The following is a 14,101-nucleotide window of genomic DNA, read 5'->3' on the forward strand; positions in this document are numbered from 1 at the left end:
CTGAAGCAAAAGGTTGCCGTCGGCATCATAGAAGCGGACTTCGCCTGTCTTTTTCGAAATACCCGCTTTCATCTTTGAGGTAGTAACCAATACATCATCGCCCTGTTCGTTCACTTCATAATCAACCGCTTCCAATGGCAAGGTGACTAGGCTTGAGTCGCCACTAAACGTTCCGTTGGCGCTGGCCGACACGTGAAAGATCTCTTCTCCGACCGGTTTTACACGAACGGCCCCAGCCCCTCCTTCGGGTGGGTTGTCTAAAAACACGATCACCCCGCCTGGCTTGGCTTCCCAGTTTTTTTGTGCGCAAGAAAAACCACAAATAGCCACTAATACAATTGCCACTAATTTCTTCATCTGTTTTCTTTTTTATTCTTTGCTGTCTAAAAAAAGCTGATCCCAAGTTAATGAATTTTACAAAAAAGCCCGTTCATCACGCGTTTAACAACAGACTCATTCTCTGAAAACTTCCAAGAACATACGCTTTCGTAAAGAAAACCACAACAGAATGAGAAATTAACTGTCGGAAGTGATCCGGTTTTCCTATTTTTGCGGCATGAACTTTTATTCGTACGTCATCTACAATCAGGAGCACCACCGTTTTTATTACGGGTTTTGCATGGATTTGGAGAAAGCCTTGCAAGCTCACAACGAGGGTAAGATAGACCTGACCAAAGATTATTCGAACTGGGTGATGCTATACCACGAAGGGTTTGCCAGCAAGATGGAAGCCAGCCGGAGAAGTCGCTTTTACCGTAGTGTAGCTGGTCAGCGCTATTTGAAAAACATTCTGAAATTTTAGATTTTAACAATCGGTAGTTGATAATGTGTTTTCCTAAGAACAATAAGCAGTAACGCTTTTTCGTATTTTTGAAAGTCAAAATGAAGTAAAAACAGAAAGTCATGAAGAAAATAATGGTTGCAGTTTTAGCCCTTGGAATCCTTTCCTCCGGCTGTAAAGTTTTTCAAAAAGCAAGTAAGAACGATGAACCTGCAACAGAAACCATGCAGGACAACACCAAGGTGTTCTCGGTTCCTGGAACCAAATCTGAAGTCAGAGAAAATCCAACTTCAGACCGCATGTACGAAGAGGTTGAAAAGCCCGTACGTGTGCAGGCTGAAAGTTTCTCGTTTGATCAAGAGGAAGATCAGACAAAAAATGAAAACAAAAGCTTTTTTGTGATCATCGGAAGTTTTAGCAGTAACGCCAATGCCAACCGGTACAAGCAAGAGTTGATTCCACAGGGATTTAGCCCCATTGTGTTGCACAGCGAAACGGGTTACTACCGTGTTTGTGTCAATTCGTACACGGATGAAGCAGAAGCCCGGAGACGCGTTCATCAAATCCGCAGTGATTTCCCTCAGTATGCTGATACCTGGCTGCTGATTAAGAAATAACCGTTCTTCTGAATTTTTATTTTAGGGTTAATATCGAAACCGGATTCAAGTCCGCCGAGATGTTAACCCTAAAATTTTAGCCGAAATTCAAAGCCCGGTCAACCCATGCTTCGCTCAAATCGTGCTGCCTCATCCGGATTCTTTCTTTCAACGATCAAGTTCAAAAGCCATTGACTTGGGTTGAAATAAGCAGTATCTTTTCTTTCAAATTTCCAGTATTCATCTAATTCTAAATCTTATGAGCTTATTGAAAGAGTTTAAAGCCTTTGCGATGCGTGGCAATGTCGTTGACATGGCGATTGGCATTATTATTGGCGGCGCCTTTGGTAAAATTGTGGCTTCGTTTGTCAACGATATTCTAATGCCGCCGATTGGTATGCTGATTGGCGGAGTAGATTTTAAGGAACTCCAGTACGTGTTGCGCGATGATGTGGTGAATGCCGCCGGTGAGGTAGTGGCCAAAGGAGCAACTATCCTGTACGGTAATTTTATTCAAACAACCATCGACTTCATTATCATTGCTTTTGCGGTATTCATGATGATTCGGTTGATGGTGAACATGAAGAAGAAAGAAGACGAAAAGCCAGCTGAGCCAGCACCGATTATTCCAACCAAGGACCAGGAATTATTGGCTGAAATCAGGGATTTGCTGAAGAAAGAATAAGCCGGAATTAGGGATCCGAAAAAAGAGGCAGTGGTCGATTGATCAGTGCCTCTTTTTACTTGGAAGCATATCTGCAGATGTGTGAATCTGCAGCAAAACATCCTTTTGATTCCCCTTCAATTTTCTTATCTTGCAGAGGAAGCCAGATTTCGACACCGTTTACCAGCATAGAGTAGAAATGAAAAACCGCACTTATGGCAGAAAAAGAACAGCAGGATGAAATCAATCCTGAATTAAAAACCAAGAAAAAGTATTTTGATGTTGATGCCCCCGTTTTTTGGCCTTCCGCCATTTTAATTATACTATTTATTTCAGTTACCCTAATTGTTGGTGAGCCCATGGCTGAGGTATTCAGCAGTATTCAGGGTGCGATTTCCAATGGTGGCGGATGGTTTTTCGTTCTGGCTGTCAACTTTTTCCTCATTTTTGTTTTGTACATTGCTTTTAGCAAGTTTGGCACCATCAAGTTGGGTGGCCGAAATGCCAAACCGGAGTTTTCGAAAGGAGCTTGGTTTGCCATGCTGTTCAGCGCCGGAATGGGTATTGGTATTTTATTTTGGAGTGTGGGCGAACCAATGAACCACTTTTTTAGCGCCCCAACTTCGGAGGGCCAAACGGTCGAAGCCGCCAAAATTGCAATGGAACTTACCTTTCTGCATTGGGGCCTCCATGCCTGGGGGATTTATGCGTTGGTAGGCATGGCATTGGCTTTCTTCACCTTCAACAGAGGATTACCGCTGACCATCAGCTCTGTATTTTATCCTTTATTGGGAAGGAAAGTGAATGGCCCGATCGGAAAAACGATTAACGTACTGGCTGTGGTGGCTACACTTTTCGGCTTGGCAACGTCACTTGGGATGGGCGTGCAGCAAGTAAGTGCCGGTCTGGCTCACCTGTTTAACCTGCCCGACACCGTGAACAGCCAGGTGATTCTGATTACGCTGATCACAATTGCTGCCACCGGCTCGGTAGTTGCTGGCCTGAGTTCAGGGGTAAAGCGACTGAGTGAAATCAACATTGTTTTAGCAGGCTTGTTTTTGCTTTTTATCATTATCGTTGGTCCCACCTTATTTATTGTCGACTCGTTTGTGCAAAACCTGGGAAGCTACCTGCAAAACTTCTTCGAGCTAAGTTTTTGGACAGAAACCTACCAGCAATCGGACTGGCAAAACAGCTGGACCGTCTTTTACTGGGCCTGGTGGGTGAGCTGGTCCCCCTTTGTTGGCATGTTCATCGCACGCATATCGCGGGGGCGCACCCTGAAAGAATTTGTGTTGGGCGTACTGATTGTTCCCACCTTGTTGACTTTCCTTTGGCTCTCTGCTTTTGGAGGCAGCGCCCTGTTTCTTGAGCTGAATAGCCTGGCCGACATTGGCGGTGCTGTGAAAGAAAATGTTGCTACTTCGCTCTTTGTCTTGCTCGAGCAGTTCCCGATTTCGCAGGTTACCTCCATGGTAGGTGTGATTCTGGTGACCAGCTTTTTTGTGACCAGTTCCGACTCTGGCTCCCTGGTTGTCGACAGTCTGACTGCGGGAGGAAAGCTGGAAGCGCCTGTTGCGCAGCGAATTTTCTGGGCGCTCACCGAAGGGGCCGTAGCAGCAGTGCTACTCTTGGGTGGCGGATTACAAGCCCTGCAAACGGCAGCCATTTCAACTGGATTGCCTTTTGCTATTATCCTGATTATTATTGCCTGGAGTCTGATGAAAGGCCTGCGGGGTGAATACGAAGAAATGATGGAGCGTGTCCGGGATCGCGAGCACAAAGACTATCAGAAAATCATTGTGGACATTCTGAAGAAAAGAGAATCGAAATAAATGTCCGGGGTGGGGATTGCCTGGATAGATTGTATTGAAAACGACAAGATCATTGCATTATGGAAAAATTGGACAACATACTGGTTTGCATGGACCTGACAGAGATGGATGACTTCCTCATCAATTATGCGGCATATTTGGTAGATCGAATCGAAGCCCGGAAAATCTATTTCCTTCACTTGCTGCAAAGTTACGACCTGCCACAAGAAATATTGCGTGATTTTCCCGATATGGAAAAGCCAATTACTAAAATAATACAGGAAGAACTGGAGGAGAAGATTTCCAAGTCTTTTCCGAATCAGGATCATATTGAGACTGAAGTAGTCGTGTTGGAGGGCATCAAATCGGACCGATTGCTCCAGTTCACCCGCGATAAAAAGATCAACCTCACCCTGTTTGGAAAGAAGGTTGGCTATCTGGGACGAGGATCTCTGGCCCGGCGAACCATGCCGCTCACGCCTTCTTCAATCTTGCTGCTGAGCGAAACCGTCATTCCGAAGATCGAGAGGATTCTGGTTCGTACCGATTTCACAAAGATGTCGGAAATAGCCATGAAAACTGCTGTTGGACTTGGGCGGCTCACTGGAGCAACGGTTTTCGCCATCAATGCCTATAAAATTCCGATCAGCCATTTTCCACAATATTCACAGGAAGACGAACAACGCTTGCAAAGGCGAATGAGCAAACATGGTGAAAAGGAATACGCCAAATTCATGAAAAAGCTGAAGCTCGATCCTCAGGAAATCCCCTGTACTTACCTCTACGACAAGAATTACGATGAAGCCCAGGTCCTTTATCATCACGGACTGGTCAACCAGGCCGACCTGATTATGATTGGCTCGAAAGTGAAATCGGAACTGGCCAATGTTATTCTGGACCGCACAGCGGAGGACTTGGCGGAGGTGGAAAAAAACATCCCGGTGATGATTGTGAAAGACCGTAAACAAACCCTGGGATTTTTGGAAGCGCTCTTTGATTAGTGAATCGCTTAAAATCAGAAATTATGAACATGCAGATGAAAACGACCGTAGCAGCCATGTTGGCATTTTTCCTGGCCGGGGCCTGCACAACAAGCACCAACGAACAATCGGATCAGGCGCGACAAGTCAACTTGGTTTACACCGATTGGTCGGAGGCTGTTGCCATTACAAACCTGGCGAAGATTGTGCTTGAAGAGCAAATGGAGTTTGAGGTGCAAATGAAACTGACCGATGTGGAAACCGCCTATGCCGAAGTGGCCAGTGGAAAAGCCGATATATTTGCCGATGCCTGGTTGCCGGAAACACACGGCCATTACCTGGAGAACCATGCCAACGCGATTGAACAACTGGGCATCATCTACCCGCATGCCCGCACCGGACTGGTGGTTCCGGCATACAGCCAGTATCAGTCTATCGAAGATTTAAAAGGAATTGATCTTGAGATTGTTGGGATTGAATCCGAAGCCGGTGTGATGTACCAAACACGTCATGCGATCGATCAATACGGCCTTGGCGAGATACAACTTCTTAGCTTGTCGGAGCGGGACATGACCAAAGCCTTTTCAGAATCGTTTAAACGCCGCGAAGAAGTGGTGATCACCGGCTGGGAACCACATTGGCTGTTTGCCCGGTACGAGCTCCGGTTTCTGAACGATCCGCTGCACGTTTTTGGTGCGCAGGAAAACATTTATGCAGTGGGCAACAAAAGTGTGCCTGAGCGTTTGCCAAGAGTCGCCCGTTTTTTCGAACGCATGCAATTGTCAGAGCAGCAAATCAACAGTCTCATCTACTCGATGCACAGCGAGGCCGATCCCGAAGATGGAGTACGCGAATGGATTCACAAAAACGAATACATTGTCAACCAATGGGTGAAAAACCTGAAACCCGAACGAAAAAAGATCATGTAAATCGTTTCGACTTGATCGGCTGGTTTTGAGCGGCCGCCCTGAAAAAACGAACACAAATCGACTGAAGCAAATCGAAGCTTAAGTTATGGATGGTTCGTGCATTGGTGTATCTTTGCGTCAAAACCAAACAACGAACACTAAAATGAGACAAACCCTCATCCAAATTACCCGCAACGGTATGGGAGCCGGAGATGACGAGCTTGGGATATTATTGATCAAAAATTACCTGACGCTACTCTGCGAAGAACGTGAACTCCCGCAAGTGATTGCGTTTTATCATGCTGGGGTGAAGTTGATTTGCGCCGGTTCGCCGGTAGTCGACATCCTTCGGACACTCGAGCATAGAGGGGTGAAACTGATGGCCTGTAAAACCTGTCTGAATTATTTTGGGCTGATAGACCAAATGGAAGTGGGAATTGCCGGCACCATGATAGACATCCAGTTGCTTCAAAAGGCAGCCGGCAAGGTGATTAATCTTTAAAGGCTCGAAGAACGCCCTCTGACCCCAAATCGTTCCATTCATTTCCACCACTTTTCACTTATCAGTCGTTAATTTGATGCGCTTGTTTGCCGGCTTTCAAAACAACTAAAACAATGCACCTCCCCACGGGTTAGAATAAAGTAGAAACCAAAAAGCAAGTTGAATGAAATACCAAGTGAAAATAAAAGATGTGAAAACGGCCGATGAGCTGGATGGAGCATGGAATAACAACGACTTTAAGGAACTGTTGGCGAGATTTGAGTACCCGGATGCGGAGCAATTGAAACCCGCTGAACTTCAGGAATACCTTTTTATGGCTATTTCTGACTTTGAGCCGAACGAGGCGGCTGCAATCCTGCTCGACTATAAGCTATCGGATGTTTTGGCTGAGGGGCAGGTTGATAATATTTCGCACGAAATGCTGCGTGAAAAGGTCTCTGAAAATTATTCGGATATCTACATTCATCAGGAGTTGTTCAATGTCAACCAGTTGTTGTACAAGGCCTACAACGGGAAATTTCCTCTGACCAAGGTAAACGTGGTCCAGTTCGAACTGAAGGGAGAGCCGAATGACGAGGCGGAAGTTACCAAGGAAACGGTATTGAAAGCACTGAGCCATGGCCTTTCAGAAAACAATTTGATTAAGCGCTTGCTGAGCGATCAACTGGCAGGTAAGGCGTCCTTTTCCGAGGCCGAAGGAATTGTTTGGGAGCTGAAACACAAGGGAAACGATGACTATTCCATGACGACTTCTGAAAAATGGCTCACCAAAGACGAGTTTACAGATCTGGAATACGAATGTGAGGTTCATTCGTTTGAGGATCAATCTGAAGAAGAATAGGACAGCCGAAACTTCCTGAGAAAATAGCCGAACAGACGACTGTTCAAACCAAACGGCATGTGACAAGGAATGTGAATGTATGGTGCCGCTGAGGTTTGAAGTCGGCAACATTTTATACATTTGTTGGTGGTACACATTGTTCCACTCACTAAATCAAAAAAATGAGCCCATCCAAACCAACTGTTGCTATTCGGCGAAGTCTGCTTTCGCTATTGTTTTCTATAATTATTGTCGCCCAACTTTTTGGCCAGTCACAAACCAACCAGCGCGCCCAGTGGTTTGTCGATGCCCGCTTTGGCATGTTTATCCACTGGGGAATATACAGTGGTGCCGAAGGGGTTTGGAAAGGGGAAAAACTGCGCCACGACAACAACTACGCCGAGTGGATCTTCTACCGCAACAGCATTGACAAAGCCGAATACCTGAGCCTGCTCGACCGCTTCGACTGGGATGCGATCGACCCCGAAGAATGGGTGCTGCTGGCCAAAAAATCGGGCATGAAATACGTCACCCTCACTGCCAAGCACCACGATGGATTTGCCCTGTGGGACAGCCAGGTGTCGGACTACGATGTGGCCGACCACACCCAGCCACGACGCGATATCGTCAGGGAACTGGCCGAGGCCTGCCAAAAACACGGGCTCAAGCTGGGACTGTACTACTCGCACTGGGTCGACTGGGAGCATCCATACGGCTGGGATCATTCCAAAGAGATTTACCCGATTTTGGAGGAGCAATACGACCAGTATTGGCAGGAAAAAGTGATGCCGCAAATGCGTGAGTTGCTTACCAACTACGGGTCGATTGGGATGATTTGGTTTGACATGTGGATCAACCATTGCGAATCGATTGTCAGCAAGGCGCAATTGTTGCAGCTCAAAAGCCTGATCCGGGAGCTGCAACCTGATTGCCTGGTGAACTCGCGCCTGGGCCTTTCGATTGAAGAAGACAACGACATTGATTTTCGCACCCTGGGCGACAATCAACTTGGCACCACCAAACTGGACTACCCCTGGCAATCGCCCGGAACGGTAGCGCATTCCTGGGGTTTTCACCAGCTCGATACCGAATGGAAATCAACTTCCGGCTTGCTGCAGGCGCTGATTGGCAATGTGAGCCTTAACGGGAACTACATGCTGAATATTGGGCCGCGGGCCGATGGAAAGGTGCCGTACGAAATTTCGCAGCGCATGCTCGAAATGGGGCAGTGGCTCGAAGTAAACGGCGAAGCCATTTATAGCGCCGAAGCATTCGACCTGCCCGAAAACCAGCACGACTGGGGTAAAATTACCTGCAAGCCAAGCGGCGACGGCTATAAAATCTATTTGCATGTGTACAATTGGCCATTCAACCGGAAGCTTCCCCTAACGGGAATGAGCAGCCCACCCGACAAAGCCTGGGTGTTGAGCGACAAACTACAAAGTCCGTTGGCGGTGAAGCACCAGGATGTGTTTACTGAAATCAGCTTGCCGGCGGAGCAGCCCGATCCGCTAATTTCGGTGGTGGTGCTGGAGTATAATGCCAAACCTGCGACCAGCAAAGGGCTGGTTGCTAAAACAGTTGATAGCGGCTTTGCTCTGAACCCACGCAATGTGGTTTTCGAAGCTGGAGACCGCGAATTGGTCAGCGCGCAACACCAAGGCACGGTTCCTCCGCATGCCTTTATAAAAACATCGTACAGGGCGGGCTGGAAACTATTTATCGATGAGCCCGGCGATTACCAGGTAGACGCTTCCTACAGCTTTCAGGCTGAAGAACCGGGCGGGCAAATACAGGTCACCGCCGCCAACAAATCAGTTCGGCAGCCGCTTGCTCCAACCGGCTTAACTGTTGGCGAACCCAACAGCAATTGGCATATCCCGAATTTCGCCTCACATCGGCTGGGAACGATTCACTTTCCGAAGGCTGGATCGTACGAAATTTCCATGCAGGTGGAAACAGAAAAAAACACGCGGGTGCAATTCCAATGGCTGTGGCTGAAAAAGTGACTGATCCTTTTGAACAAAGCTTTGTTTATTCATTAACAGGAAGAAAACACGACAGCGATGCCCAATTCAGCAAAAAAGAAAAAGGGAAAGCCCATTTACGTGGTGTCGGGCGGAAAGGGTCTGGCGGGAAACAACATGGTCCAGTCCGTGCTTATTCAGTACCCAAACAACAACGTGCCGGTCATTATTGTCCCGGATGTGTCGGATGAGAAGAAGTTGGAGGAGGTGGTTCTTCGGGCGAAAAAGGATAGGGGACTGATTACCCATACCATGGTGAATTCCGATTTGCGGAAAACCCTGATTCGCTTGGCGAAACAACATAAGGTGAAGCAGATTGATTTTATGGGCAAGCTGGCTGATTACCTGGATCAGGAGCTGGGCATTGCCTCGCTGAAAGCGCCCGGACTTTTTCGCGAGATTAACCAACGTTATTTTGACCGTATTGAAGCCATCGAATTTACCTTGAACCACGATGATGGCATGAGTCCGGAGCGTTTGCACAAGGCCGAGATTGTTTTGTGCGGGGTTTCGCGCTCCGGCAAAACGCCGTTGAGTGTTTACCTGGCCATGTATGGCTGGAAGGTGGCCAATGTTCCGTTGGTCGACGGCATTAAGCCACCCAAAGAACTGTTTGAAATTGACCCGCAACGCGTGTTTGGCTTACACATTGGTGTTCAGCATTTAGTAGCCCACCGCATTAAACGGCTCAAAAGCCTGCCCCGGCACGACAGCACCAATTACACCGATGAAGCAAAGATCAAACATGAAATCAGGAATGCCTCGTTTATTTTCAGAAAAGGAAAGTTTACAGTGGTTCATGTATCGAATAAGCCGGTTGAATCAACAGCCAACGAAATTCTGAATATCATGAATGAACGCTTCGAATATGGCGGGCGTCGGATTACTTCACCATACCAGGATGCTACCAACCCGGCCAGTGTTAGTGAAGATCTTCAACAAGACCAGGTTCGGGTCGACAAACCCTTGGAAGCCGATGACCGAGAATAGAAGAAATTAAACATGATTCAGCCTTATATTATGGGTTTCTAACATTTCAAATCCTGAAAAACCATTTTAATTTTTAAATTTGCTACTTCGGATTTTGAATTTGTACTTTTCAGGGCATTATATCCTGAAATAGGGAACAGAATTTAAAACTGAAACAAATAGTAAATAAATCTAAACCAAACCATTCTTAATAAATTTTATTATGCAACAGAGTAAACAAAATCTTTTATTGCCTATTTTGATGATGATCCTGCTTTTCGGGATGATCTCTTTCGTAACCAACCTGGCAGCGCCAATGGGTATCGTGTTAAAAAATCAATTCAATGTTTCCAACAGCTTAGGAATGCTTGGAAACCTGGCAAACTTTATCGCCTACGCTGTAATGGGTATTCCAGGAGGTATTTTGCTTCAAAAAGTTGGATACAAAAAAACAGCGCTTATCGCCGTCGCAGTTGGATTTGTAGGTGTTGGTATTCAATACCTGTCAGGACATGCTGAAAGTTTTGTGGTGTATTTGCTAGGGGCCTTCATTGCAGGTTTTTCCATGTGTTTGTTAAACATTGTGGTAAACCCAATGCTGAACACACTTGGAGGAGAAGGAAACAAGGGAAACCAATTGATTCAGGTGGGTGGTTCATTCAACTCAGTCATGGCCACATTCACTCCGGTATTTGTAGGTATCCTGATTGGTGAAGCAACAAAAGCCAGTCTTACCGATGTGTTTCCTATTATGTACATTGCTATGGGTGTTTTTGCCCTTGTATTTTTCATTCTTCGGTTGGCTAGAATTCCCGAACCACACGCCGACCAACCTCAAGAACCACTGGGTGGATTAATGTCTGGTGCATTGAAATTCCGTCACTTTGTTTTTGGAGCAATTGGAATCTTCGTTTATGTAGGTATTGAAGTTGGAACTCCCGGGATTGCAAACCTATACATGACCACTCCAACGGCAAATCAGGCTGAAACAATCATTGCTGAGTATGAAAAGCAGAAAGCTGATGCTTCTTATCTTGAGGAACTTACAGCGCTTGATCAGAAAAATGCCAGCGTTGACGGCTATCGTATGAAAGTAGTCAACCAAACAGCCTACGAAAGCTCAAAACGGATTATAGAGGGTAATGATACTCCCGGGCTTGGAATTGGAGCCGGAATTGCCGGAGGAGTCGTCGGTTTTTACTGGTTGCTAATGTTGGTTGGCCGTTTGACGGGTGCTGCCATCGGAAGCACGGTTTCCAGTAGAAAGATGTTGGGTTTTACCTCTTTTGCTGGGATGTTATTGGTGGCTTTAGCTATATTCTGGCCGGCAACCACGCTCATCTCTATGCCCGCTTTCCAGTCAGGGACTGCCGGATTGAGCTTCGGCCTTGTTCCTGTACCAATGAAATTCATGTTTCTTGCATTGGTAGGACTTTGTACTTCAATTATGTGGGGAAGTATTTTCAACCTTGCTGTTGAAGGCTTGGGTAAATACCTTGCTGCTGCTTCAGGAATCTTTATGGTGCTTGTAGCTGGTGGAGGTATTCTTCCTGCAATTCAGGGATGGATGGCTGATGTTCTTAATTATGAAATGAGTTATTGGTTGGTTGTGGTTTGCCTCGGATACCTGTTCTTTTATGCGGTTATTGGAAGCAAAAATATTAACAGAAACATTCCTGTTGAATAAATTTCCCGAACTTTAAGAAAAAATAATGAATATGAAAAAAGTAGCAATAGGCGTTGATGTCGGCGGAACGAATACGGCCATCGGCGTGGTAGACAGCGAAGGCAATGTGATGGTAAAAGATTCCATTTCAACACCGTCACACGGAGACATCGACAGATACATTAACGAGCTAACCGTAGCCATTAAGGAATTAATTAAGTCTGTAAAATTAGTCAATAGTGACGTTGAAATTCTGGGTATCGGAATTGGTGCGCCAAACGGAAATTACTACAGCGGAACCATCGAGTATGCTCCAAACCTGTCGTTCAAAGGAGTGGTGCGTTTTGTTGAACTGTTGCGGAAAAGCTTTCCGGAATTACCCGCACTGGCGTTAACAAACGATGCCAACGCGGCAGCCATTGGCGAGATGATTTACGGTGGAGCTAAAGGAATGAATAACTTTGTGATGTATACCCTCGGAACCGGGGTTGGCAGCGGTCTTGTCGTCAATGGCGACTTGGTATACGGCCATGATGGTTTTGCAGGAGAGTGTGGTCACACCACCCTCATCCCTGGCGGACGCTTGTGCGGCTGCACATCGAAAGGGCATCTCGAGGCGTATTGTTCGGCTCCAGGCATGAAGCGTACCGCTTTTGAAATCATGGCACGCGATAACGCTGCTGACAGTTTGCTGGCTGACAAATCATTCAAAGAACTGGACTCAAAAATGATTTTTGATGCGGCCGAGAAGGGAGACAAAGTCGCGCTGGAAGTGTTTGAGCTAACTGGCAAATGGTTGGGACAAGGTTTGGCCGACACGGTTCACCACCTGAGCCCGGAAGCCATCTTCCTGTTTGGCGGACCGACAGCTGCCGGCGATTATATTTTCAAGCCAACCATCGAAAGCATGGAAAATCACCTGCTACCGATTTTCAAAAATAAAATTAAGGTTTTACCTTCAAAACTAAAACAAGGAGATGCGGCGATTGTAGGAGCCAGCGCCCTGGTTTGGAAGGAAGTAGAGAAATAAGCGTAAGCACACGAATAAAGATAAAACGGAAGCTCAAAGAGGCTTCCGTTTTTTTTGCTTTTCAGTTGATATCTTTCTGAAATAAACCCGCAATGTCCGTAATCGTCTCATCCAGGTTTTTATACTGAAAATCAATTGTTTTCCGAATCTTATTCCCGTTGTACCGATTAATCCGATTGGACCCGGAAACAGCTTCCTTTGTAATTTGAGGGCGTTTCCCGGAAAAAAAACTAGCCAGACGTGCCGCTCTCCAGGCCATCTGCAACACCATGTCCGAAGCAAAAGTCTGTGGACGAGGTTTCTGCAAAGCATCGGCAATCTTGTTGAAAAAATCCTGATAACTCATATTACCTGCATTCAGGATAAAACGCTGGTTTTTGGTTTGTTCGAAGTTTTGGTCATCCATCAGCTGAATCATGGCTTGCGCCACATCGCGTACGTCCACAAAACCGGTTTCCCCCTTCGTGTAGTATTTCAGTCCTTTGGCAATGGCCTGGAATAGCTTGGGACTGCCAATGTCCCAATTGCCTGGTCCTAAAATAATGGACGGATTTACAATCACAGCATCCAGTCCTTCTTCAATGCCACGCCACACTTCCATTTCGGAGAAAAACTTGCTCAAGCTGTAGCCAGACTTTTGCTTCGAAGGCGTCCAATAAGTGTCTTCGCTAACTTCGCTGCCATCCTGTGTTTTTCCAAGAGCCGCGATCGAACTCACATGACAAAACTTCTTGACCCTGTGGTGGATCGCTGCGTTAATCAAATTAGCGGTTCCTTTCACGTTGTTGTTCAGCATGCTGTCGCGGTCATTCGCATGAAACGAAACAATGGCTGCGCAATGGTAGACTTCGGTTGCACCAACCAGCAATTCTTCCATGCTGTGGTAATCTAAAATATCGCCTTCTACCCAGTCAATTTGATCGAAAAGTTCGTCGGCATGGTCGGTGTAGTACGAAAAGACCTTATTCACCCATTTCACATTACTGATGTGGCGTTTCAGCACGCTTACTTTTTCTCCTGAACTCAACAGCTTGAATAACAAGTGCGAACCAACCAATCCTGTACCTCCTGTTACAAAAATCATAGCTCAATTTTGTTTTAAAGATAGAAATTAAAAAATCTTCGAAAATCCGCGACCTTGCAGAATGCTTTTTATTTTATAATTCTAAATCATGGATGAAGAGAATAGCATACTTATTCGAAACAAAGGAAGATTCCAACCAGCGAAGGACGAAAGAGACGCTTGAACGCGATCTTCAATAACGCTTTGTTTTTTCTCCGACGTTGCGAAGAAGTACAGCTTTTCAATAGCGATCTACCCCATCCTGACCGACTGAAAAATAA

General features: G+C 46.2%; 14 protein-coding genes. 12 read left to right on the forward strand and 2 right to left on the reverse strand.

Going from position 1 to position 14,101, the window contains the following annotated elements; all coding sequences use genetic code 11:
• On the reverse strand, positions 1–357 hold a 357-nt coding region (locus AAC033_RS02905), incomplete at its 3' end, for a DUF4968 domain-containing protein (protein WP_339735197.1).
• Positions 358–556: 199 nt separating this feature from the next.
• On the opposite strand from AAC033_RS02905, the gene AAC033_RS02910 reads away from it, so the two are divergent.
• The 12 genes from AAC033_RS02910 (at position 557) to AAC033_RS02965 (ending at position 12,757) form a co-directional block, all read left to right on the forward strand.
• Positions 557–802 (forward strand): GIY-YIG nuclease family protein, encoded by a 246-nt coding sequence (locus AAC033_RS02910; RefSeq protein ID WP_339735199.1) that lies wholly within the window; start codon positions 557–559, stop codon positions 800–802.
• A gap of 101 nt (positions 803–903) precedes the next feature.
• On the forward strand, positions 904–1,398 hold the full coding sequence (locus AAC033_RS02915; RefSeq protein ID WP_339735202.1) for an SPOR domain-containing protein: 495 nt from the start codon (positions 904–906) through the stop codon (positions 1,396–1,398).
• Between the two features lie 238 nt (positions 1,399–1,636).
• Positions 1,637–2,062 (forward strand): large-conductance mechanosensitive channel protein MscL, encoded by a 426-nt coding sequence (mscL, locus tag AAC033_RS02920; RefSeq protein WP_339735204.1) that lies wholly within the window; start codon positions 1,637–1,639, stop codon positions 2,060–2,062.
• Between the two features lie 194 nt (positions 2,063–2,256).
• Complete coding sequence (locus tag AAC033_RS02925; protein ID WP_339735206.1) at positions 2,257–3,876, forward strand: BCCT family transporter; 1,620 nt, start codon at positions 2,257–2,259, stop codon at positions 3,874–3,876.
• Between the two features lie 59 nt (positions 3,877–3,935).
• The gene (locus tag AAC033_RS02930) at positions 3,936–4,856 is read left to right on the forward strand and encodes a universal stress protein (RefSeq protein WP_339735208.1); all 921 of its coding nucleotides are present in this window, start codon (positions 3,936–3,938) and stop codon (positions 4,854–4,856) included.
• Positions 4,857–4,879: 23 nt separating this feature from the next.
• Positions 4,880–5,764: a glycine betaine ABC transporter substrate-binding protein gene (locus AAC033_RS02935; RefSeq protein ID WP_339735210.1), complete on the forward strand. Its 885-nt coding sequence runs from the start codon at positions 4,880–4,882 to the stop codon at positions 5,762–5,764.
• A 142-nt stretch (positions 5,765–5,906) separates the two neighbouring features.
• A complete protein-coding gene (locus tag AAC033_RS02940) occupies positions 5,907–6,245 on the forward strand; it encodes a DsrE family protein (protein ID WP_339735212.1) in 339 nt (112 codons plus the stop codon).
• Between the two features lie 163 nt (positions 6,246–6,408).
• Positions 6,409–7,086 (forward strand): hypothetical protein, encoded by a 678-nt coding sequence (locus tag AAC033_RS02945; protein WP_339735214.1) that lies wholly within the window; start codon positions 6,409–6,411, stop codon positions 7,084–7,086.
• A 161-nt stretch (positions 7,087–7,247) separates the two neighbouring features.
• Positions 7,248–9,074: an alpha-L-fucosidase gene (locus AAC033_RS02950; RefSeq protein WP_339735216.1), complete on the forward strand. Its 1,827-nt coding sequence runs from the start codon at positions 7,248–7,250 to the stop codon at positions 9,072–9,074.
• Positions 9,075–9,131: 57 nt separating this feature from the next.
• Entirely contained in the window at positions 9,132–10,082 is a 951-nt protein-coding gene (locus tag AAC033_RS02955) for a pyruvate, water dikinase regulatory protein (RefSeq protein WP_339735219.1), read from the forward strand.
• Positions 10,083–10,284: 202 nt separating this feature from the next.
• Positions 10,285–11,748 carry an MFS transporter gene (locus tag AAC033_RS02960; protein ID WP_339735222.1) on the forward strand — a complete coding sequence of 488 codons (1,464 nt, stop codon included), beginning with the start codon at positions 10,285–10,287 and terminating at the stop codon, positions 11,746–11,748.
• Positions 11,749–11,779: 31 nt separating this feature from the next.
• Positions 11,780–12,757, forward strand: coding sequence for an ROK family protein (locus tag AAC033_RS02965; protein WP_339735224.1), 978 nt, complete (start codon positions 11,780–11,782; stop codon positions 12,755–12,757).
• Positions 12,758–12,818: 61 nt separating this feature from the next.
• Here the strand turns inward: AAC033_RS02965 and AAC033_RS02970 are convergent, their stop codons facing one another.
• On the reverse strand, positions 12,819–13,841 hold the full coding sequence (locus AAC033_RS02970; RefSeq protein WP_339735226.1) for an NAD-dependent epimerase/dehydratase family protein: 1,023 nt from the start codon (positions 13,839–13,841) through the stop codon (positions 12,819–12,821).
• Positions 13,842–14,101 lie beyond the last annotated feature (260 nt).

The organism is uncultured Sunxiuqinia sp. (assembly GCF_963974515.1).
Taxonomy (GTDB): Bacteria; Bacteroidota; Bacteroidia; order Bacteroidales; family Prolixibacteraceae; genus Sunxiuqinia.